The sequence below is a fragment of the Daquilactobacillus linshuiensis genome, assembly GCF_052828685.1.
The window spans coordinates 740,360-758,733 of the sequence record NZ_CM128255.1 but is presented as its reverse complement, the minus strand read 5'-3'; the positions used below and the strand labels follow the sequence as shown (position 1 = coordinate 758,733).

At 31.3% G+C, this 18,374-nt stretch carries 19 protein-coding genes; 15 read left to right on the top strand and 4 right to left on the bottom strand.

Features of this window, described 5'->3' with window-relative positions; all coding sequences use genetic code 11:
* Position 1: 1 nt before the first annotated feature.
* The 5 genes from ACUV9F_RS03985 (at position 2) to ACUV9F_RS03965 (ending at position 2,729) form a co-directional block, all read left to right on the top strand.
* On the top strand, positions 2-658 hold the full coding sequence (locus tag ACUV9F_RS03985) for an NAD(P)H-dependent oxidoreductase (protein WP_446183073.1): 657 nt from the start codon (positions 2-4) through the stop codon (positions 656-658).
* Positions 658-834 carry a hypothetical protein gene (locus tag ACUV9F_RS03980; protein WP_446183072.1) on the top strand — a complete coding sequence of 59 codons (177 nt, stop codon included), beginning with the start codon at positions 658-660 and terminating at the stop codon, positions 832-834. The genes ACUV9F_RS03985 and ACUV9F_RS03980 overlap by 1 nt, the downstream gene beginning before the upstream one ends.
* A gap of 83 nt (positions 835-917) precedes the next feature.
* Entirely contained in the window at positions 918-1,280 is a 363-nt protein-coding gene (locus tag ACUV9F_RS03975; protein WP_446183071.1) for a GntR family transcriptional regulator, read from the top strand.
* A 2-nt stretch (positions 1,281-1,282) separates the two neighbouring features.
* Entirely contained in the window at positions 1,283-1,987 is a 705-nt protein-coding gene (locus ACUV9F_RS03970; protein ID WP_446183070.1) for an ATP-binding cassette domain-containing protein, read from the top strand.
* Complete coding sequence (locus ACUV9F_RS03965; RefSeq protein WP_446183069.1) at positions 1,956-2,729, top strand: hypothetical protein; 774 nt, start codon at positions 1,956-1,958, stop codon at positions 2,727-2,729. Before ACUV9F_RS03970 ends, ACUV9F_RS03965 begins: the two co-directional genes overlap by 32 nt.
* Positions 2,730-2,913: 184 nt before the next feature.
* Here the strand turns inward: ACUV9F_RS03965 and ACUV9F_RS03960 are convergent, their stop codons facing one another.
* The 3 genes from ACUV9F_RS03960 to ACUV9F_RS03950 are packed head-to-tail and all read right to left on the bottom strand — an operon-like array spanning position 2,914 to position 6,497.
* A complete protein-coding gene (locus ACUV9F_RS03960; protein WP_446183068.1) occupies positions 2,914-4,818 on the bottom strand; it encodes a PTS fructose transporter subunit IIABC in 1,905 nt (634 codons plus the stop codon).
* 12 nt (positions 4,819-4,830) lie between these two features.
* Positions 4,831-5,745 (bottom strand): 1-phosphofructokinase, encoded by a 915-nt coding sequence (gene pfkB / locus ACUV9F_RS03955; protein WP_446183067.1) that lies wholly within the window; start codon positions 5,743-5,745, stop codon positions 4,831-4,833.
* Complete coding sequence (locus ACUV9F_RS03950; protein ID WP_446183066.1) at positions 5,745-6,497, bottom strand: DeoR/GlpR family DNA-binding transcription regulator; 753 nt, start codon at positions 6,495-6,497, stop codon at positions 5,745-5,747. The genes pfkB and ACUV9F_RS03950 overlap by 1 nt, the downstream gene beginning before the upstream one ends.
* Before the next feature lie 145 nt (positions 6,498-6,642).
* Here ACUV9F_RS03950 and obgE point away from each other — a divergent pair, with 145 nt between their 5' ends.
* The 6 genes from obgE to ACUV9F_RS03920 all read left to right on the top strand — a co-directional run bounded on the left by obgE (position 6,643) and on the right by ACUV9F_RS03920 (position 11,325).
* The gene (gene obgE, locus ACUV9F_RS03945; RefSeq protein WP_446183065.1) at positions 6,643-7,914 is read left to right on the top strand and encodes a GTPase ObgE; all 1,272 of its coding nucleotides are present in this window, start codon (positions 6,643-6,645) and stop codon (positions 7,912-7,914) included.
* A gap of 14 nt (positions 7,915-7,928) precedes the next feature.
* Positions 7,929-8,861, top strand: a complete 933-nt coding sequence (gene rnz / locus ACUV9F_RS03940; RefSeq protein WP_446183064.1) for a ribonuclease Z — start codon at positions 7,929-7,931, stop codon at positions 8,859-8,861.
* Positions 8,862-8,865: 4 nt separating this feature from the next.
* Complete coding sequence (locus ACUV9F_RS03935) at positions 8,866-9,678, top strand: SDR family NAD(P)-dependent oxidoreductase (RefSeq protein WP_446183063.1); 813 nt, start codon at positions 8,866-8,868, stop codon at positions 9,676-9,678.
* Positions 9,679-9,691: 13 nt separating this feature from the next.
* Positions 9,692-9,967 carry a LapA family protein gene (locus ACUV9F_RS03930; RefSeq protein ID WP_446183062.1) on the top strand — a complete coding sequence of 92 codons (276 nt, stop codon included), beginning with the start codon at positions 9,692-9,694 and terminating at the stop codon, positions 9,965-9,967.
* Positions 9,968-10,051: 84 nt separating this feature from the next.
* The gene (gene rpmF / locus ACUV9F_RS03925; protein ID WP_446183061.1) at positions 10,052-10,234 is read left to right on the top strand and encodes a 50S ribosomal protein L32; all 183 of its coding nucleotides are present in this window, start codon (positions 10,052-10,054) and stop codon (positions 10,232-10,234) included.
* A gap of 245 nt (positions 10,235-10,479) precedes the next feature.
* On the top strand, positions 10,480-11,325 hold the full coding sequence (locus tag ACUV9F_RS03920) for a glycosyltransferase (protein WP_446183060.1): 846 nt from the start codon (positions 10,480-10,482) through the stop codon (positions 11,323-11,325).
* A 38-nt stretch (positions 11,326-11,363) separates the two neighbouring features.
* Here the strand turns inward: ACUV9F_RS03920 and ACUV9F_RS03915 are convergent, their stop codons facing one another.
* Positions 11,364-11,555 carry a YjzD family protein gene (locus ACUV9F_RS03915; protein ID WP_446183059.1) on the bottom strand — a complete coding sequence of 64 codons (192 nt, stop codon included), beginning with the start codon at positions 11,553-11,555 and terminating at the stop codon, positions 11,364-11,366.
* Between the two features lie 123 nt (positions 11,556-11,678).
* Between ACUV9F_RS03915 and dnaE the strand changes: the two genes are divergently transcribed.
* From dnaE to ACUV9F_RS03895, 4 genes are all read left to right on the top strand, one after another.
* The gene (dnaE, locus tag ACUV9F_RS03910; protein WP_446183058.1) at positions 11,679-14,990 is read left to right on the top strand and encodes a DNA polymerase III subunit alpha; all 3,312 of its coding nucleotides are present in this window, start codon (positions 11,679-11,681) and stop codon (positions 14,988-14,990) included.
* 101 nt (positions 14,991-15,091) lie between these two features.
* On the top strand, positions 15,092-16,051 hold the full coding sequence (pfkA, locus tag ACUV9F_RS03905) for a 6-phosphofructokinase (protein WP_446183057.1): 960 nt from the start codon (positions 15,092-15,094) through the stop codon (positions 16,049-16,051).
* Between the two features lie 23 nt (positions 16,052-16,074).
* Positions 16,075-17,847, top strand: coding sequence for a pyruvate kinase (pyk, locus tag ACUV9F_RS03900; RefSeq protein WP_446183056.1), 1,773 nt, complete (start codon positions 16,075-16,077; stop codon positions 17,845-17,847).
* A 65-nt stretch (positions 17,848-17,912) separates the two neighbouring features.
* Positions 17,913-18,374 (top strand): DUF441 domain-containing protein, encoded by a 462-nt coding sequence (locus ACUV9F_RS03895; protein ID WP_446183055.1) that lies wholly within the window; start codon positions 17,913-17,915, stop codon positions 18,372-18,374.

The window sequence follows — 18,374 nt, the reverse complement described above, 5'->3', positions numbered from 1 at the left end:
AATGAAAACTTTAGTTATTGTAAGCCATCCAGAAATAAAAGAATCATCAACACAGAGTTTTTTAAAGGCTAGCTTTCCAAACAATCATAATGTTACTTATCACTTTATTGACGAAATCTTTGATAAAGAACAAGATCGACAATTATTATTGGAAAATGATAGAATAGTTTTTCAGTTTCCATTATATTGGTATTCAGCTCCAGCAAATTTGAAAAGATGGATTGATGAAGTGCTAGATGGTGATTTTGCTTTTTCTGGTAACAAACCACTTCAAGACAAAGAATTTGCGCTAGTGATTTCAACTGGAATTGCTAAAAAGGATTTTTCTGCTGGGAGTAAAGAGAAGTATTCAATATCTGAAATGTTAAAACCATTTGAAATGATGGCCAATAAATTAGATATGAAGTATCTTGCACCTTTTATAATTTATCAATTTGAGTATCTTACGGATAGACAAAAACAAGCACTAGTTACTGATTATCAACGATATTTAATGCAAGAAAAGTTTGACTTTGACTCAGAAATAAAATGGTTTATTGATGAATTAACAAATAAAAAGCAAGACTTGTTGGCAGAAACTTTGAAAGCAAAACAAGAGGAATTAAATGATTTGACTTGGCAAGTTAAATCAATGCGTGAAGATGATGGAGAAGGGTAATGGATGAGATTAATTGGATTAAACAACAGGCCCAAGAATTAAGTTTGAAATCACAAAAATATGAAGACAGAGCTTTTTATAAAAATTTAGAAAGTTTGACAGATGAATTAATAACTAGAATAGAACAAAAACAAGCAGAGTTAGACGGTCGTATATGGAATCATAAAGGCTGGTAAAAAAAACCGATACAATTTAGTATCGGTTTTTTATTGCAATTCGTATATTAGTGTATTAGTATAGTAATACATAGGAGGACGATATGGAGTTTCGCGCGAGTATACCAATATATTTACAAATTAAGGATTTAATAAAGAATAAAATAGTATCTAATAATTATAAAATTGGAAGCAAAATTCCATCTGTTAGAGAATTTTCAGTTGATCTTGGTGTAAATATTAATACTGTTCAAAAAGCATTAAATGAGTTAGTACAGGAAAAAATAATAGTTACACAACGAGGAAAAGGGAATTTTGTTACAGATAATACTGAAGTTATTTTAGAGTTGAAACAGGAAATAATAAAAAATACTATTGATGAGATGTATAAAAAATTGTTTGATTTAGGACTTTCAAGAGAAGAAATTACAACATACTTGAGTCAATTTGTTATGGAGGGAGAGTAATTATGAGTGAATTATTAAAAATAGAAAATTTAGAATATAAAAAGAATGATAAAACAATTCTTGAAAATATCAATCTCAAACTTAATAATGGACATTTTGTTGGTTTGGTTGGTGAGAATGGTGCAGGGAAAACTACTTTATTAAAAATAATTTCAAATTTGAATACAAACTATAAAGGAAATATAAGTATCAATGGTGAAAAGAATAAAGCTAAACAAAAATTAGCAGTTAGTTTTTCTGATGAATTAAATTCTTTTGATAAGTCGATGAAAATTGAAAAAATTGTTCGATTCTATTTGAAAGTTTATCCAGATTTTTCTTTTTCCAAATATTTAGAGATATCGAATTTTTTAAAAATAAATCCCAAAATGAAATTAAATGATTTATCAAAAGGAAATAAAGAAAAACTAATAATAGCTTTATGCTTGAGCAGAGAAGTACCATTATATTTACTTGATGAACCTTTTAGTGGCATTGATTTGATGAGCAGAAACTTAATTATAAAAGGTTTACTGAAGTGGATAGATTCTTCAGCAACACTTATGATTAGTAGTCATCATTTGACAGAAATTGCTGATATATTAGATGAACTAGTAATAATTAAAGATAAAAGAGTAATAAAACATGAGTTTACTGAAGAAATAAGAAGTCAATCTATTTCGTTAGAGAAGTATTTTGAAAAAATATATTATGAGGATGGAAAATAAAGTGGTTAATACATTTAAAAGAATGTTAAGTGAAAGGTTTATACTTATAAATAAAATATTAATTTTAGAGTTATTAATTATAACTATTAGTTCATTAATTGGACTTATAACTTCAGGAACATGGAGATTGGATTCTTCTGAAAGGGGAATATCAATATCTTTGATTGTTTGGTTACCATTATTCTTTTCATTGTATCCAATAATCATTGGAACTAATATGATAAGGCAATTTGGTTTTTCTAGATATAGATTAATTGCGATATCAGATACAAAACTATATCTTAGTAGTATTTTTGCATCTTTTATTAACTGGATGTACATATTTATGGTACAAATTGGCCTTGCTGCGGGTGCTATGATAATATTTTTTAAAAATCACGAGCATTTATACATTCAAATTATTCAATCATTAAAAAATTCAAGTAATGTACCTGATGTAAAAAATATAATATTTTCAATTATTCTTGTATGTTTATCAATATTTACAATTATTTTGTTAGTAAATAGTGGGGTTTTTCTAGGTAAAATTGTAAGTAGCATATTACCCATTAAAATATCAACTTTAATCAAAGTAATTATTTATATAATAATGATTTTTCTCGTTTTACTCATAACTAATAAAATTGAATCTTTCATAACTGATTCAAACAATTATATTAATATGTTAATGACTGTAATAGAAGCAGTTATAGTTATATCAATTAATCAATATTTATTGAAATATTATGAAGCAAGTAAATAAAAAAGGGATGCGATTTATTTATTAAATACTATAATTAGTACAAATGTTTCAATTCAACACGTTCCATAAGTAAGCAAATTCCGATAAAAAATAATAACCTGTAATCATGAACAAATGATTACAGGTTATTATTTTTTAATGCTCAATTATTAAACGACTTCTGCTGCTACGGACCGCTTTAAATTTATTTTTTAGCAGGTTTCCAAATTCCATAAATGATACCTGCAATTACAGCACCAATGACAACTGATAATAAGTAATTCAATGGATTATTTGCCAAAGGACTAACGAATATCCCACCGTGCGGTGCGGGAATATTTACTTTCCAAAGTTGTGTTAAACCACCACCAATTGCTGAACCAATTACACTAGATACAATAACGTGTAGTGGGTCTCCAGCGGCAAATGGAATTGCACCTTCTGTTATAAATGCTGCACCTAAAATGTAATTACTAAATCCAGCTTGTCTTTCTTGTTCAGTGAATTTATTTTTCCAAAATGTAGTAGCAATAGCAATTGCCAATGGAGGAATCATTCCACCAACCATTACAGCAGCCATTAATGTACCATTATTTGTTGCTGTGAATGCTCCAATAGCAAATGTATAAGCAGCCTTATTAAATGGACCACCCATATCTAAAGCCATCATTCCTGCAAGTAACGCACCTAATATAATCGCATTTCCAGTTCCCATATGGTTAAGGAAAGTTGTAATAGCTTGGTTAACAACTGCAAATACTGGGTCAATAGCAAAGTACATAATTGCACCTACAATTAATAATCCAAGAATAGGATAGATTAACATAGGTTTTAGACCTTCAAGATTCTTAGGAAGGTTCTTAAATACTTTTTTCAACCAGTTAACGACTAAACCGGCAATAAATCCTGCAAATAGTCCACCGATAAATCCTGCAGGACTCTTGGAAGGTAAAAAGCTAGCTGTCGCTTGTGATGCCATGTAACCACCAACAAACCCAGGCATAAGAGCAGGGCGATCACCAATAGCTTGAGCAATATACGCTGCAAGTACAGGTATTAAGAATTGAAATGCATAGTTACCTAAATTATTAAAGAATATAAATGAACCTGATTTAGCACCAAAAGAACTTTCAAGTAAGAAAGAAATGGCCATTAGTATTCCACCACCAACAACAAAAGGTAGCATATTTGAAATACCATTCATTAAGTCTGCATAAATTTTTGAACCTAATGATTTTTCATCAGAACTGTCATTTTCTTCTGACTCGTTTTTATCAGCGTGATAAATTGACCCTTTGCCTTCAATGGCATTGTTAATCAATTCCTCAGGCTTATTAATTCCGTCAATAACCGGTCTATTTTGAAGCTTTTTACCATCAAAACGAGACATTTCAACTTTTTTATCAGCTGTAATAATGACACCGTCTGCTCTAGCAATATCATCTGAAGTTAGTTTGTTTTTTACACCTTCAGAACCATTTGTCTCAATTTTAATATTTACACCAATTTTTTCGGCAGCTTTTTTAAGAGCTTCTTCTGCCATATAAGTGTGGGCAATTCCATTTGGACAAGCGGAAACTCCGACAAAAAATGGAATATCTTCATCTTTTTTAGTTGGAACTTTTTTCTTATCTGCTTCTTCTTTGGCTTCTTTTTGTGCTTGCGCATCCATAAATAATTGCTGAACTTCTTCGGCAGTAGAGGCGTTTTTTAGCTTACTTATTAATTCTGGATCAATTAATAATGTAGATAATTGTGCTAATGCTTGTAAATGAATATTATCAGCACCTTCAGGAGCGGCAATCATGAAGAATAAACTAACAGGCTGTCCGTCTAATGAATCAAAGTCAACACCAGTATTACTTTTAGCAAATAAAACTGTGGCACGTTTAACGGCTTTGTCATGGGCGTGTGGCATAGCAATTCCATCACCAATACCTGTACTTGTTTCGGATTCACGTTTCATAATATCAGCTCTATAAAGCTCTTTATCATCAATGACTCCGACATCAGCATACTTATCAATCATTTCATCAATAGCTGCTTCTTTAGTTGTAGCTTTTAAATCTAAAATCATGGCATCTTTTAATAGTAGTTCTTTTAATTCCATAATTTATTCTCCTTAAATTTTACTAACTGAAATTTGTTTATAAATTTCGTCGATTTTTTCTTTAGTTGCAATATCTTCGCTAAATGCAGTAGCGCTTCCACAAGCAGCTCCAGTTTTGAAACTTTCAACAAAATCTTTAGTTTGCATGTAGGTTCCAACAAAACCAGCAATCATAGAATCACCAGCACCAACAGAATTGATTACTGTTCCTTTGGGTGCATTACATTTAAAATTACCCTTTGATGAAACTAAAATTGCACCATCACCCGCCATAGAAACTAATACATTTTTTGCACCAAGATTAACTAATTTTGTGGCGTACTTAATAATGTCTTCGTCGCTAGTTAGTTCAACATTAAACAAATCAGCAAGTTCATGATTATTAGGTTTGATGAGAAAAGGCTTATATTTCAATGTGTCTAATAATGCCTGACCAGTTGTATCAATAACAAATTCTGCTTTGTTATTGTTAGCTATTTCTGCGATTTTTAAATAGAATTCTTGAGTTAAGTTTTTAGCTAAACTTCCAGAAACAATTACAGTATCATTATTAGTTAATTGACGAATCTTATTTAATAGTTCTTCTTGTTCAGAAAATGAAATATTAGGTCCAGTACCATTTATTTCTGTTTCTTCTGAATCTGTTTTAACTTTAACGTTGATTCTTGTATCATCATCAACATGAGTAAAATCAGTATTTAAATGATGAATCTCTAAAAGTTGTTCAAACATTGAACCTGTTGCACTTCCAACAAAACCAAGAGCGGTAGAATCAGCACCAAGTTCTTTTAAAATTCTGGTAACATTAATTCCTTTGCCACCGGGAAGTTTTGAATCATAATTACTTCGGTTTATGTCACCAACTGTCAATTGATTAATTTGTACAATATAGTCAATTGAGGGATTAGCAGTAACGGTATAAATCATCAGTTTGCCTCCAGTACTTCTAAATTTTTATTTTGAGATAAATCCTCACTCAGATTTGTTGTGATTAAAGTGACATCAGTCAGTGAAGCAAATTTACAAAATGCAACTTGTTTATATTTAGTATCATCAGCTAATAAAAAACTTTTTTTAGAATTTTTAATAGCTAATTTTTTTACAGCAGCTTCTTCAGGATCTGGGGTAGTTAACCCTTTGTTGATGTCAAATCCATTTGTCCCCATAAAGGAAACATCAAAACTATAGTTGCTTAGAGTTTGCATCAACAATGAACCAACTAGTGCCTTAGTGGAATTTTTTAAGATACCGCCAGGTAAGCAAGTTTTAATTTTAAAATCTGCTAATAAAGATGCATTATCAATACTATTTGTAACAACAGTAATATTATTAAATTTAGAAATGTACTCGATTAATTCCTTAGTAGTAGTACCAGAATCTAAAAAAATAACATCACCATCTTTAACAAATTCAGATGCAAGTTTAGCAATTGCTAATTTCTTTTCTTTATTAATACCAGTTCTTTCAGGAATAGTTGTTTCTTCATTAATGGAGGTAATTCTTTTTGCACCACCGTGAATACGCTGAAGAAACTTCTCGTCTTCTAGTTCTTGTAAGTCACGTCGTAATGTTGACTCAGAAGCTCCAGTTCCTGATATCAAAGCTTGAAGTTGGACAATTCCATCTTTTTTTAATTCATTTAGAATATATTGATGTCGCTGTTCTGTAATCACTTTCATCACCTCGAAATCAATAATACAACGATAAACGTTCAAAATCAATCATAAATCTTTCAAAAACGTTCAAAACAACTTAAGTTAATAAATGATGGTTCTTTATGGTAGAATGCTATAAGTGAGATTTTGTGTAAATGAGGAGACATAAATGTTTGTAGATAATGTAAAAATTTCAGTAAAAGCAGGCTCTGGTGGCGATGGATCTGTTGCATTTCGTCATGAAAAATATGTTCCGTTAGGTGGACCTGCTGGTGGTGATGGCGGAAAAGGTGGAAGCGTAATTCTTGAAGTCGATGAAGGATTAAGAACTTTAATGGATTTTCGATTCAAGCATAATTTTAAAGCTCAGCCCGGACAAAATGGTATGAATAAGCAGATGTATGGAAGAGGTGCACAGGATTTAATTATTCAAGTACCTGCCGGTACATCTGTTTATGATGAAGATACAGGTAAACTAATTGGAGATTTAACTGAAAAAAATCAACGATTAGTAGTTGCTAAAGGAGGAAAAGGTGGACGCGGTAATATTCACTTTGCTAATTCTCGTAACAGAGCCCCTGAAGTTGCTGAAAACGGAGAACCTGGTGAAGAAAAAAATCTTAAATTAGAATTAAAAGTTATCGCTGACATTGGATTAGTAGGTTTTCCTTCGGTTGGAAAATCAACACTATTGTCAGTTGCAACATCTGCTAGACCAAAGATTGCAGCTTATCATTTTACAACTTTGGCTCCTAATTTAGGTATGGTGCAATTAGATAATGGTCAAGATTTTGTAATGGCAGATTTACCTGGACTTATTGAGGGTGCCTCAAACGGTGTTGGATTAGGTATTCAATTCTTGCGACATGTTGAAAGAACAAAAGTAATTCTTCACTTAGTTGAGATGGATCCAAATAGTGGTCGAGATCCAGTAGATGATTATCACAAAATAAGACAAGAATTAGCTAGTTATGATGAAAAAATTTTGGACAAGCCAGAAATAATAGTACCAACAAAAATGGATATGCCAGGTTCAAAGGAACAGTTGGAAGAATTCAAAAAAGAACTTAATCTAAAAGATGAAGACTTATATCCAATATCAAGTGTTCAACAAAAAGGTGTAGATGTTTTGTTAAAACACGCAGGTAAAGTGTTAGATGAATATGTTCCCCCTGTTGAAGAAGTTACCCAAGAAGTTAAAGAATATAATTATGAGCCTGAAGAAATTGGCTTTGAAGTTGAAAAAACAGAAGAAGGATTTGTTATTTCAGGACCTAAGGTTGAAAGATTATTTAAGATGAGTAATCTTGATCATCAAGATGGAATTATGCGTTTTGCACGTCAACTTAAGTCTATGGGAATTGAAGACGCACTTAGAGAAGCTGGAGTTCAAACTGGAGATACAGTAATAATTGATGACTTCTCATTTGAATTTGTATAGAACGGAAGAAAAATATGGAATTAGAGTTTTTAGGAACTGGTGCTGGAGTTCCTTCAAAAGGAAGAAATGTAAGTAGTGTTGCTTTGAAACTTCTAGACGAACGAAATGAAGTCTGGTTATTTGATGTAGGAGAAGCAACACAACATCAAATATTAAAGACTAATATTCGTCCAAGAAAAATCAATAGGATATTTATATCTCATCTACATGGAGATCATATATTTGGTTTGCCAGGATTATTATCTTCAAGATCTAACCAGGGAGGTAATGAACCTGTAACTATTTATGGACCAAAAGGAGTTGAACAATTTGTAAAAACAGCTCTTAAGGTATCTGAAACACATTTAGGCTACAAGATTACATATGTTGAAGTACATGATGGGGATGTGATCTTGGACGATTCAACATTTAAAGTTGAAACAAAATTAATGGAACATAGAATTGCATGCTTTGGATATAGAATTGTTGAAAAAGATCATCCAGGTGAATTGCTTGTCGGTAAACTCAAAGAGTTAAAAATACCAAGCGGCCCAATATATGGACAAATCAAAAGAGGAGAAACAGTGACTCTTGAAGATGGTAGGGTAATCAATGGTAGAGACTTCATTGGAGCTAAGCAAAAAGGAAGAATAGTAACAATAATTAATGATACAAGATATATTCCTAAGAGCATTGAATTAGCACAAAATGCCGATGTTGTTGTACATGAAAGTACTTTTTCTAAAGCAGAAGCTCAGTTAGCTAGAAATTATTATCATTCAACGTGTACACAGGCAGCAGAAGTGGCAAAGAAAGCTCAAGCTGATAAACTACTATTAACACATATATCTGCCAGATACGCTGGGAAAAATGCTTTGATTTTGCAAAATGAAGCAAAAGAAATATTTAATAACACTAAGGTTGTTAGAGATTTCTATATATACGATATTCCATTGAAAAAGGAGTAGTAATATGAATGACCTAACTAATAAAGTGGTTGCAATAACAGGAGCATCTTCTGGGATTGGTAAGCAAGTAGCCATTGAATCTGTGAGACGTGGAGCACAAGTCGTCTTAATGGCAAGAAATGTTGAAAAACTTGAAGAAGTCAAAAAAAAGTGTGAAGAAATTAACTTGAACTCTGCAGAAATATTAAAACTAGATGTAGGAAATACAGACGAAGTTGATGAAGTGATAGAAAAAATATATCAAAAATATCAAACAGTCGATTACGTACTAAATGCAGCAGGTTTTGGAGATTTTAGTAGTAATTTTGTTAATGCAGACTTCGATACAATTCAAGAAATGTTTATTGTAAATGTGCTTGGTCTCATGTATGTATCAAGAATATTCGCTGGTAAGATGATTGAGCAAGGATATGGGCATATTTTAAATATCGGATCAATGGCAGGAAAATTACCAACAGCAAAGGCAGCTGCTTACGCTGCAACTAAGGCAGCAGTAATTGCATTCTCTGACGGTTTAAGATTAGAATTACAACCATTGAACGTATATGTAACAACAATTAATCCAGGACCAGTTAATACCAATTTCTTTACTGCTGCTGATCCATCAGGAAAATATATTAATAGGTTAAAAGAAACTCCTATTTCAAAAATTATTTTTTTAGAGCCCGACAGTTTAGCAATAGAAATAGTTAATTCATTCGGCAAAAGAAAAAGAGAAATAAACAAACCAAAAATAATGGCAGTTGCAAGTGTGTTGACTAAAGTAGCACCACATATTGGAGATTATATAACGAGCCACTTTGGAGATCTGAAATAAGGAGGTATAAATAATGACAAAAAAACAAGCAAAGTTCTTTTTATCAATCTTATTAATCTTAATCGTAGTAATATTTTCAGTGATGAATACTGAAGCAGTTACAATTAATTTTTTATTTACTAAAGTTAATTTGCCATTAATTATTTTAATAATTGTTACTTTTATATTAGGAGCAATTACTTCATATCTATTTTCATTTGGAAATAAGAATATAAAAAAAGAAGACAAAAAAATACCAGCAGATGACAAAAAAATAAAAAAAGTTGAAAATACTATTGAAAATAAGTAATTTCCCCTTGCTACTTTAGAGATGTGATAGTATTATTGTAAGAGTTAGTTAAACAATATGTGAATTTAAAAGGAGTATTTAAATATGGCTGTACCAGCAAGAAAAACATCAAAACAAAAGAAACGTCAACGTCGTGGACATATCAAGTTGAACACACCAAACGTTCAATTCGACGCAACTACTGGAGAATATCGTGTAAGTCATCACGTTTCACCAAAAGGTTTTTACAAAGGAAACCAAGTAGTTTCAGATAAAGCAAATGCTTAATTAATGTATGGGAATCTCATTAGAGATTCCTTTTTTATTTGAAAAATAAGATCTAAATAAATGTAACAATTTTGTAAAATTTTCAAATTCCTTTATTTATATGCATTTAAAAAGTTTTTTTCATTAAAAATGAAAAAAATAATAAACAAGATTGGAAAAACCAAGAAATTAATGTTCCATTTAACTATTATTTAACATTCATAGCATTAAATAAATATGATGCATTAATTGTACCGACAGAAAATATGGCTGTTAAATTAAGACACGATATTGGATTTAAGGGTCCAATTGTTGTTTCAGGTCCACATGGGTATAAAACACCCATGATTCCTGATAGAAGAAAAAAATCAAATACAGTTATATTTGCAGGTAGTTTTGAAAAAAATAGAAGTTTAGATGAATTAATGAATAATTCTCCCAAATTGAACTTTAATATTTACGGTGGTTCAAGTGGTGAAGGTGGAATAAAAGTATTTTTAGATAAACACAAAAATGGTGACATAAAAGGTAAATTTGATCCTGATGCAATAATAATGTCACTGAAAGGTTCTTACGGATTAGTTTGGGACTCTTTGAAATATCCTAATGTCGTGGGAGGAAAAGGACTATATGAAATCCTAAATACCCCACATAAATTTTCAATGTATTTAGCCGCTGAAATTCCAGTAATAGTGTGGTCAAGAATGGGACTTGCTAATTATGTTATTGAAAATAATATTGGCTGGGTAATTGATGATTTAAGTCAGTTACAGGAATTAGTACTTAATATAACCGAAGAAGATTATCAAGAAAAATTGAATAATCTTGAAAAAATAGGTGGTTTAATTCGTTCCGGAATTCAGTTTAAAAAATCAATATTTGAAGTTGTTTCAGCAGTAAATGAGATTTCATTATATGAAGAGTCTAATTACGACATTGATCCAGTTCCAGAATTAGGAATTAACCAATGGATTATCGATATGGATATTAATGAATTAAAAGAAGTGCATTTACCAGATGAGGTTTTAGAATATTATCGTAAAAATCTTTATCCTGATGATTCTCAATATATGAAAGCAAAAAATATTTTAAAGAAAATTAGATATATTTAAAAAGACCGGTAGTGAATTACCGGTCTTTTTTTGATTCTTTATTTTTTTTGACTTGGTTTTGGTGATGAACTATCTAATATTGGTGGAATAATTGCAATAATTAATCCAAAGATTAGACTTATAATTAAGCTCTTCATTGAATCGAATTCTGCATTTGTAAGAGCTGAACCAATAAACCCAGCTACCTGACCTAAAACGGCTGACCAAAATAATACCATTATATATTTCATCGTATTTATCCTTCTTTCGCTTTCTAGAGTAGTTTATCACATTTAAAAAAATTAAATCAAGAATCCTGTTAGTTTTTTTTCACTTTGTTATAATTTATATAACACAAAAAAGGAGGTCTCTTCATGCAAACACAATTACAAACATTTAGTAGCTACAGTTTGCTAAAGAGTCCCACACGTATTAATCAATTAGTTGATACAGCAAAAAAAAGGGGATATACCTCAATTGCTTTGACTGATTTGAATAATTTGTATGGAAGTATAGATTTTTATAAATATGCAAAGAAGCAAGGGATTAAGCCAATAATTGGATTAACAATTGAAACAAAAGGTTTAATCAATGATCAAGATGTTTATCGTAATGTATTACTTGCCAAAAATGATAAAGGATATAAAAATCTGTTAAAAATATCTTCAAAGATTTTAATGAGTGAAGAATTAATAAACTTAAGCGACATATCATCGTGGCTGAATGGTTTGTTCTTTATTACTTCAGCTTCAGGTTCTGAAATTTTACAAATTGGTGATAATGAAAAAATCGATTTATTTTTTTCAAAATTAAATTCTTTTGTAGATGAAAATAGTTTATATATTGGGATATCAACAAATGGAATATTAAAAAATGATATTGGAAAATTACTAGAAATTAGTAATAAATTTAATGTTAAACCAGTTTTTACAGAAAATATCGAATATATAGATACAAACCAAGCCTTTGTAACTAAAATTTTACAGTCAATTGATGAAGGACAAATAATAGAAAATCCCACTGAATATGCTAATGAATTAGGAGATTTTTATTTAAAGAATGCAGAACAGTTGGAAAATATTTATGAAGATTTGAGCCTTACTTACATAAGTGAAAATACTCAAAATATTGCAGATGAATGTAACTTAGAAATTGAGTTTAAACAAGCTGAACTTCCTAAATTTACAACTCCCAATGAAGTTTCTTCTGAAAAATACTTACAACAATTAGTTGTATATGGATTAAAGAAAAGATTCAACGGAAATGTTCCAGAGTCGTATAAAAAAAGAGCGTTACATGAATTAAGTATTATTGAAAAAATGGGCTTTTCTGATTATTTTTTGATTGTTTGGGATGTTATTAAATATGCACATGAAAATAATATTATTACAGGCCCTGGACGTGGTTCTGCAGCAGGTTCTCTAGTTGCTTATGCTCTAAGGATAACTGATGTTGACCCTATCAAATATGATTTGCTTTTTGAGAGATTTTTGAATCCTGAACGGATTAATATGCCTGACATTGATTTGGATATACCTGATACAAGACGTGATGAGTTAGTGTTATATATGCAAAAAAGATATGGTGCAAGTCACATGGCTCAAATCATAACTTTTGGAACTTTAGCTTCTAAGATGGCTTTGAGAGATGTTGGTCGTGTTCTTAATCAAACTCAAAGAGAAATGGATAAATGGTCAAAAGCGGTTCCCAATGTTTTAAAAATTGATTTAAAAACATCTTATAAAGAATCAGATGCTTTTAGACAGTTAGTTAATAAAAATGAAATAAATAAGCTTTTATATGAGACTGCACTTCAAATAGAAGGATTACCAAGGCATTTTTCGACACATGCTGCTGGAATAGTTTTAAGTAAGGGAGAACTTACAGATACTGTTGCGATTAGAATGGGGTCAGATAATGTTGCACTAACTCAGCAAACTAAAGATAATGTTGAAAATTTAGGGCTACTTAAAATGGATTTTCTAGGTTTAAGAAATCTTACTATCTTGGGTAATGCAGTTAATAATGTTTCAAAACAGGTTAGAAAGAAGCTAATACCTGAAAAAATCAATTTGAACGATGAAGCAACTTTAAAATTGTTTCAGCTTGGGGATACTGATGGAGTTTTTCAATTTGAGTCTAATGGAATAAGGAATGTATTAAAAAAGATACATCCGGACAGTTTTGATGATATTGTTGCTACAAATGCTTTGTATAGACCAGGACCAATGCAAAATATTGATACTTTTGTTGCAAGAAAAAATGGAACTGAACCCGTTAATTATCCTGATGAATCTCTGAAGAAAATTTTAAAATCGACCTATGGAGTACTTGTTTATCAAGAGCAAGTTATGCAAGTTGCTTCAGAGTTAGCAGGATTTACTCTTGCAGAGGCTGATAGCTTAAGAAGAGCTATGGCGAAAAAACATAAAGAAGAAATGGACTCTTTGAGAAATAAATTTATTAAGGGTTCAATTGCTAATGGACACCCTAAAGAAACAGCAATTATTGTATATGACTATATTGAAAAATTCGCTAATTATGGATTTAATAAATCACATTCAGTTGCTTACAGCAAGATTGCTTTTTGGTTAGCTTATATAAAAGTTCATTTTCCAGCTGCATTTTTTACAGCGTTATTGAATTCAAATATGAATAACGATACTAAGATTAGAAGTTATGTTCAAGACGCTAAGTCAAGAAAAATAAAAATATTGCCTCCTGATATAAATCAATCTGGTTATTTATTTAAAAATGGTAATGAAACTATTCAATTTGGAATTTCTTGTATTAAAGGTGTCAGAAGAGATTTTGCAAAACATATACTTGAAATTAGAAAAAATGGAAAATTTTCTGACATGGAAAACTTTCTGCAAAGAATAGATTCTAATTTTGTAAAAGAAGATAATATAAATCCACTTATTTTAGGTGGTGCTTTTAGCAGTTTTAATAAGAATAAAAAAGCTCTATTGCTTGATTCAAGAGACTTAATTGAAAGTATTCAATTATCTGGCAATAATGTGTCACTCTTTGATGTGTTGAGTCCAAAAAAACATGAAGTTAGTGATTATAGTGATTCTGAAAAATTGAATCAAGAAATTCAGTATCTGGGGACTTATGTTTCGGGACATCCGGCAGAAAGTTTTAGAGACAATAGTTTTGAATATATCAATAAATTAAAAGAAAATATTAATTCAAAAATTGTTTTTTATATTAAAAGAATAAAAACTATTCGAACTAAACGTGGCGATCAGATGGCTTTTGCCGATGGTGAAGATGAGTCTGGTGAAATTTCATTGACAATTTTTCCTGAAGCATTTAAAAAATATTCAGAGTTACTGGTTGAAAAAAACATAATTGAAGTAAGTGGTAAGTTATCAAGAGATAAAAAAAATAATTTGAACTTTGTAGTAAGTGAAATATCAAAAGCTAATAAAAAAAGCAATGATTTAAGTGATACTTTATATATAAAGGTACCCGAAGATATTGATACTCCTGAAGAAAGATTGGAATTGAAGAGAGTTTTAAATAGTTTTAAGGGTAATAAAAATGTCTTAGTTTTCTATCCTAAAACTGATCAAAAAATTCTTTTTAAAAATGAAAATTCCGTTAATTTTTCTAACGAATTGAAGTCTATTTTGGTTAAGAGATATGGTGTTAAAAATATTTTTTATAAAACAAATTAAACTTTTTTAATTTAAAACGTTTTCAACTCTACAATAAACTAATAAAAAATGGTATTCTTTTTAAGAATGTTATTTAGTTATCTCATACAGGAGTGTGAAAAATGAAGCGAATTGGTATTTTAACAAGTGGTGGAGATGCACCGGGTATGAATGCTGCTATTCGTGCCGTGACGCGTCACGCCATTGATAAAGGTTTGGAAGTTTATGGCATTAACTACGGTTATGCTGGATTGGTTGCTGGAGATATTTTTCCAATGACAGCTAAAACTGTTTCTGATAGAATTTCACGAGGTGGAACTTTTCTATATTCTGCTCGTTATCCTGAGTTTGCTCAAGTAGAAGGGCAACTTAAAGGAATTGAACAACTTAAAAAGTTCGGTATTGAAGCTTTAGTTGTTATTGGTGGTGATGGTTCATATCACGGTGCTTTAAGATTAACAGAGCACGGATTTAATGCTGTTGGATTACCAGGAACAATTGATAATGATATTCCATACACTGATTTTACAATTGGATTTGATACAGCTGTAACAACAGCAGTTGAAGCAATTGATAAAATTCGTGATACAGCTAGTTCACACGCTAGAACTTTCGTAGTGGAAGTTATGGGACGTGGGGCTGGAGACATTGCCTTGTGGGCAGGTGTTGCTGGTGGAGTTGAACAGATTGTTGTTCCGGAGCATGATTTTGATATCGAATCTATTGCCTCAAAAATTAAAATTGCTCGTGAGAAAGGTAAGAAACATATTATTATCGTTCTCGCTGAAGGTGTTATGCATGCTGATGAATTTGCAGAAAAACTTTCAGAGTATGGTGATTTTTCAGTTAGAAGTACCGTCTTAGGACATATTCAACGTGGTGGTGCACCAACTGCAAGAGATCGTGTTTTAGCAAGTAAAATGGGAGCTTATGCTGTTGACTTACTTCTTGAAGGTAAGGGTGGAATTGCCGTTGGAATGCTTGAAAATAAATTAACATATCACAATATGCTTGATTTATTTGATGGTAAACATAATCCAGATATGTCATTATTTGAACTAAATGAATCAATGAGTCGCTAATAAATAATAGGGAGATTTAATACATGAAAAGAACAAAAATTGTTAGTACATTAGGACCTGCAAGTAATACGGTTGATATTGTTGTTAAGTTAATTGAATCAGGAGCAAATGTTTTCCGTTTCAACTTTTCACATGGTGATCATGAAGAACATGCTGGAAGAATGGCTAATGTTCGTGAAGCTGAAAAGATTACTGGCAAAACTGTAGGTTTCATGCTTGATACAAAAGGTGCTGAAATTCGTACAACTGAACAAGAAACTGGTAAGTTTGAAGTTAAAGCAGGAGATACTTTGCGTATTTCTATGGATGATTCAATTAAAGGAACTCCAGAAAAAATTGCTGTAACATATCCTGGATTGTTTGATGACACTCATGTTGGTGGAACAGTTCTTATTGATGATGGTGAAGTTGGACTAAAAATCATTGAAAAAGATGAAGCTAATAAAGAATTAGTTACAGAAGTACAAAACCCAGGTGTTATTGGTTCTAAAAAAGGTGTTAATGCTCCAGGTGTTGAAATTCGTCTACCAGGTATTACTGAAAAAGATGCCGATGATATTCGCTTTGGTTGTGAACAAAATATTAACTTTATTGCTGCATCATTTGTTCGTAAACCAAAAGATGTACTAGATATTCGTGAAATTCTTGAAGAAAAAGGCGCAACAAACGTTCAAATCTTCCCTAAGATTGAATCACAAGAAGGAATTGACAACATTGATGACATCTTAAAAGTTTCTGATGGATTGATGATTGCTCGTGGTGACATGGGTGTTGAAATACCATTTGAAAATGTTCCTTTTGTGCAAAAAGATTTAATCAAGAAATGTAATGCTCTTGGAAAACCTGTAATTACAGCTACACAAATGCTTGATTCAATGCAAGATAACCCACGCCCTACACGTGCTGAAGTAACTGATGTTGCTAATGCCGTTATGGATGGAACAGATGCAACTATGCTTTCTGGTGAAAGTGCTAACGGAGATTACCCAGTAGAATCAGTTGCTACAATGGCTCGTATTGATGAAAGAACTCAAGAACAAATGGAACAAGGTGACAACACACTTGCTCTACAAAGATTTGAAGAATACAAAGGTTCAAACATTACTGAATCAATTGGTGAATCAGTTGTAAGAACTGCAGAGGAATTAAAAGTTAAAGCAATTGTTACTGCTACTAACTCAGGTTATACTGCAAGAATGATTTCAAAATATCGTCCAAGTACTGATATTTTAGCTATAACTTTCGATGAAAAAACACAACGCGGTTTAACAGTAAACTGGGGTGTACATCCTGTTATTGCTGAACGTCCTTCAAATACTGATGATATGTTTGAACTAGCAACAAGTAAGGCTCAAGATCTTGGATTTGCTGATGAAGGTGACTTGATTCTTGTTGTTGCTGGTGTTCCAGTTGGTGAAAGTGGAACAACTAACTTGATGCGTGTTATCCGTATCGGTTCTCAACTTGTAAGTGGTCAAGGTGTTGGTGATGAAACTGTTGTTGGTAATGCAGTAATTGCTAAGTCTGCTAAAGAAGCTGCTGACAAAGTTAAAAAAGGTGATATTTTAGTTACTACAACTACAGATAAAGACTATCTACCTGCTATTGAAAAGGCATCTGCTCTTGTTGTTGAGGCTGGTGGTTTAACATCACATGCTGCAGTAATTGGTATTGCTATGGGAATTCCAGTTGTTGTTGGTGCTGAAGGTGCTACATCTTCAATTAATGATGGTGATACAATTACAGTAGATACTCGCCGCGGATCAATTTATCGTGGTGCATCTAACACACTTTAATATATAATTGAAATAAATTAAAAAGCTGAGAATTTTATTCTCAGCTTTTTTTAAAGGAGTAATAAATGGAAAGCTGGCTGTTTTTACTGGGAATATTAGTAATCTCTTTTTTAGCTAAGAATCAACCTTTAATGATTGCGACAATTGTTGTGCTGTTAATAAAATTATTGCCTGATTCAAAACAAATTTTTGATTTAGCTACTAAGCAGGGAATGAATCTTGGTATTACAATAATTTCAATTACGATATTAATACCAATTGCGATTGGTAAAATACAATTCATGGATTTAATTAAAGCTTTAAAAACTCCTATAGGGATTGTTGCTATTATTTGTGGAATATTAGTTGCAGTTTTATCTAGGTATGGAATTAATTTACTTTTTAATCAACCAGAGGTTACTGTTGCATTGGTATTTGGTACAATAGTAGGGGTAGTTTTATTTAAAGGAGTTGCAGCAGGACCTGTTATTGCAGGTGGTTTAACGTATGTTATTGTTTCAGTTCTAGCAACTATAGGAGTTAAATAG

Excerpts from the sequence above, each read along its gene's own strand:
- ACUV9F_RS03985 (WP_446183073.1), top strand. The coding sequence starts at position 2 with ATGAAAACTTTAGTTATTGTAAGCCATCCAGAAATAAAAGAATCATCA.
- ACUV9F_RS03980 (WP_446183072.1), top strand. The coding sequence starts at position 658 with ATGGATGAGATTAATTGGATTAAACAACAGGCCCAAGAATTAAGTTTG.
- ACUV9F_RS03975 (WP_446183071.1), top strand. The coding sequence starts at position 918 with ATGGAGTTTCGCGCGAGTATACCAATATATTTACAAATTAAGGATTTA.
- ACUV9F_RS03970 (WP_446183070.1), top strand. The coding sequence starts at position 1,283 with ATGAGTGAATTATTAAAAATAGAAAATTTAGAATATAAAAAGAATGAT.
- ACUV9F_RS03960 (WP_446183068.1), bottom strand. The coding sequence starts at position 4,818 with ATGGAATTAAAAGAACTACTATTAAAAGATGCCATGATTTTAGATTTA.
- pfkB (WP_446183067.1), bottom strand. The coding sequence starts at position 5,745 with ATGATTTATACCGTTACTGCTAATCCCTCAATTGACTATATTGTACAA.
- ACUV9F_RS03950 (WP_446183066.1), bottom strand. The coding sequence starts at position 6,497 with ATGAAAGTGATTACAGAACAGCGACATCAATATATTCTAAATGAATTA.
- obgE (WP_446183065.1), top strand. The coding sequence starts at position 6,643 with ATGTTTGTAGATAATGTAAAAATTTCAGTAAAAGCAGGCTCTGGTGGC.
- rnz (WP_446183064.1), top strand. The coding sequence starts at position 7,929 with ATGGAATTAGAGTTTTTAGGAACTGGTGCTGGAGTTCCTTCAAAAGGA.
- ACUV9F_RS03935 (WP_446183063.1), top strand. The coding sequence starts at position 8,866 with ATGAATGACCTAACTAATAAAGTGGTTGCAATAACAGGAGCATCTTCT.
- ACUV9F_RS03930 (WP_446183062.1), top strand. The coding sequence starts at position 9,692 with ATGACAAAAAAACAAGCAAAGTTCTTTTTATCAATCTTATTAATCTTA.
- rpmF (WP_446183061.1), top strand. The coding sequence starts at position 10,052 with ATGGCTGTACCAGCAAGAAAAACATCAAAACAAAAGAAACGTCAACGT.
- ACUV9F_RS03920 (WP_446183060.1), top strand. The coding sequence starts at position 10,480 with ATGGCTGTTAAATTAAGACACGATATTGGATTTAAGGGTCCAATTGTT.
- ACUV9F_RS03915 (WP_446183059.1), bottom strand. The coding sequence starts at position 11,555 with ATGAAATATATAATGGTATTATTTTGGTCAGCCGTTTTAGGTCAGGTA.
- dnaE (WP_446183058.1), top strand. The coding sequence starts at position 11,679 with ATGCAAACACAATTACAAACATTTAGTAGCTACAGTTTGCTAAAGAGT.
- pfkA (WP_446183057.1), top strand. The coding sequence starts at position 15,092 with ATGAAGCGAATTGGTATTTTAACAAGTGGTGGAGATGCACCGGGTATG.
- pyk (WP_446183056.1), top strand. The coding sequence starts at position 16,075 with ATGAAAAGAACAAAAATTGTTAGTACATTAGGACCTGCAAGTAATACG.
- ACUV9F_RS03895 (WP_446183055.1), top strand. The coding sequence starts at position 17,913 with ATGGAAAGCTGGCTGTTTTTACTGGGAATATTAGTAATCTCTTTTTTA.